The following is a 2,532-nucleotide window of genomic DNA, read 5'->3' as shown; positions in this document are numbered from 1 at the left end:
CCAGGCGGTGTTTGTGTTGCGGCCGTTGCTGGTGAGCGCAAGCGTGATGATCCTGGCGATGATCGCGCTGCGCGTCAAGCGCCTGGCACGCGCGCGCCCGGCCTCGCTGGAAATGCTGCAAGTCAGATTACATGCGTTCGATCACGGCAGTTTGATTCATCAATTAATGAACCGGCTGGCCTTTTATGCTGAAAACCTGCAAGCTGAAACCGAAATCTCGCCGGCGATGCGCGAGAACTTGATGCAGGTCTTGCGCAACACCGCGGCAATTCTCAAACAAGAGACCGGCGCGATTTTGACGTACCAATACGCCAATAATTTTGCCATCGATCTGGCGCATGAATTGGAAAAGCACTGGCATCTTTTTAGAACCCGCCTCGCTCAAATGCGCCGCACGCTCATGAACAACGAAAAATTAGACGGCGGCGTGATGGTGGAAGTTGTGCGGCTGCAGGGGCACATCCGCAAAACCATCGCGACGCTCAAGCATCGCCTGAGCGCCGAGTATTACACCGATGTAGTGGCTGTTATTAAGAATTTGATAGAGCAGCGCGGACATCCCGGTTTGCATCTGGAAGCAACTTCGCCGTTGCCGCGCGCCCGCATTGCGGAGGCTGATTTTAGTTATGTGCTCGATGAATTGTTCAACAACGCTCTGCGCCACAGCGACGGCCGCCCGCCGCAAATCGTATGCAACGTTAAACATGCCTACGATGAGTTGCAAATCGACGTGTGCGACAACGGCGCCGGCATCCCGGAAAATTTATGGGAAGAGATTTTCAAGCCCGGCTTTACCACCAAAAAGAATGAAAAGGGCGGCTTCGGACTTTATCACATCCGCCAACGGGTGGAAAAAGTCGGCGGCAAGCTTTTCGTCGCAGCCAGCACACCCGGCGAAGCCACGACCATGCGCCTTTATTTGAAAACAGAAATTTGAGTTAAATCGCTTGCAGTGGTAGCTCAGCCACGGCTAGACCGCGACTTTTTTGCTTTTGAAACGATGGGGCAGTGGCTTGGCCGTTGCCTTTTGTGCATCATTCAACCGGAGAAAAGGAATGTCAGAAAAAAAGATGATTCGTCACATGCGCGCGGTGTTAATCGTTCTCATATTTCTTTTTCAAAATGGTTTTTCGCAAACGCCGAATCTCAAACGGATCGATACCTACATCGAACAAGCACGCGTGAAATGGGAGGTGCCCGGCCTGGCGGTTGCCGTGGTAAAAGATGATTCGATCATTTTTGCCAAAGGCTACGGCGTGCGCGAGCTGGGCAAGCCCGAAAAAGTCGATGCGCACACGCTGTTCGCCGTGGCCTCGAATACCAAGGCCTTCACCGCCGCGCTGCTCGGCATGCTCGTTGATGAAGGCAAACTCAAATGGGATGATCGCGTCACGGCGCATGTGCGCGATTTTCAAATGTATGATCCGTTTGTCACCCGCGAGTTGAATGTCATTGATTTACTCACCCATCGCAGCGGTCTGCCGACTTACGGCGGCGATCATTTGTGGATCGGTTCGACATTGAGTCGCGAGGAGATTCTGCGTCGTCTGCGCTTTCTCGAACCCAGCGCGCCCTTGCGCACGAAATTTCAATACCAAAACTTGATGTTTCTCGTCGCCGGGCAAATTATTCCATCAGTGACCGGCAAGAGCTGGGATGAATTCATGCACGAAAGAATTTTAACCCCGCTGGGCATGAATGAAACCTCGACGAGTATTCGCTTTTTGCAGAATCGCGGCAACGTTGCCATGCCGCATGAAGTCGTTTCCGGCAAAATTTCTGTGATTGCGTATGACAGCGTCGATGCCGTCGGGCCGGCCGGCTCGCTCAACTCGAACGTTATCGACATGGCACAATGGATGCGCTTGCATCTCGGTAAAGGCGTTTATCAGGGCAAACGCTTGTTCAGCGAACGAACGGCGCGTAATCTTCACACGCTGCACATGCCCATTCCGGTTTCGACTCGGGCGGAGAAAAATTTTGATAGACATTTTTCCGGTTACGGCCTGGGCTGGTTCATTTATGATTACAAGGGCCAGAAGGTCATGAACCACGGCGGCGGACTTTCCGGCATGTTTTCGCTGCAAACCTGGCTGCCTGATAAAAATTTTGGGGTCATCATTCTTACCAATTTTGCGCCGCACGATTTGATTGATGCCTTGACCTACCGCATTCTCGACGCCGTGCTCGGCGCGCCCGCGCGCGATTGGAGCTCGGATTTTCTCAAATGGCGGGATGACCAGCGCGAACGCGAAGCCAAAGCCGAAGCCGAGTTGCAAGCGCAGCGCGTTGCTGGAACTCAGCCCTCACTCAAACTCGAATCTTATGTCGGCGATTATTTTGATGACTTCTCCGGCCCGGCGCGGGTGAGCCTGCAAAACGGTAAACTGGTGTTTTATTACAATCCGCGTCACACCGGAGAACTAGAGCATTGGAATTACGATACGTTTCGCATCACATGGAACAATCCCATCTACGACATGCCGAAAACGGCGTTTATCACGTTCTATCTTGACGAAAGCGGCAACGTCG

Annotated in this window: 2 protein-coding genes; both read left to right on the top strand. The window is 52.9% G+C overall.

The window, feature by feature from the left end; all coding sequences use genetic code 11:
- Positions 1-937 (top strand): sensor histidine kinase (locus FBQ85_29120; GenBank protein MDL1879194.1); only part of this gene is annotated, 937 nt, incomplete at its 5' end.
- Positions 938-1,055: 118 nt separating this feature from the next.
- A partial coding sequence (locus tag FBQ85_29115) for a serine hydrolase (protein MDL1879193.1) occupies positions 1,056-2,532 on the top strand: 1,477 nt, incomplete at its 3' end.

The sequence above is a fragment of the Cytophagia bacterium CHB2 genome, assembly GCA_030263535.1.
GTDB lineage: Bacteria > Zhuqueibacterota > Zhuqueibacteria > Zhuqueibacterales > Zhuqueibacteraceae > Coneutiohabitans.
Note: the sequence above shows the minus strand (reverse complement) of the source record. Positions and strands in the feature narration are given on the sequence as shown.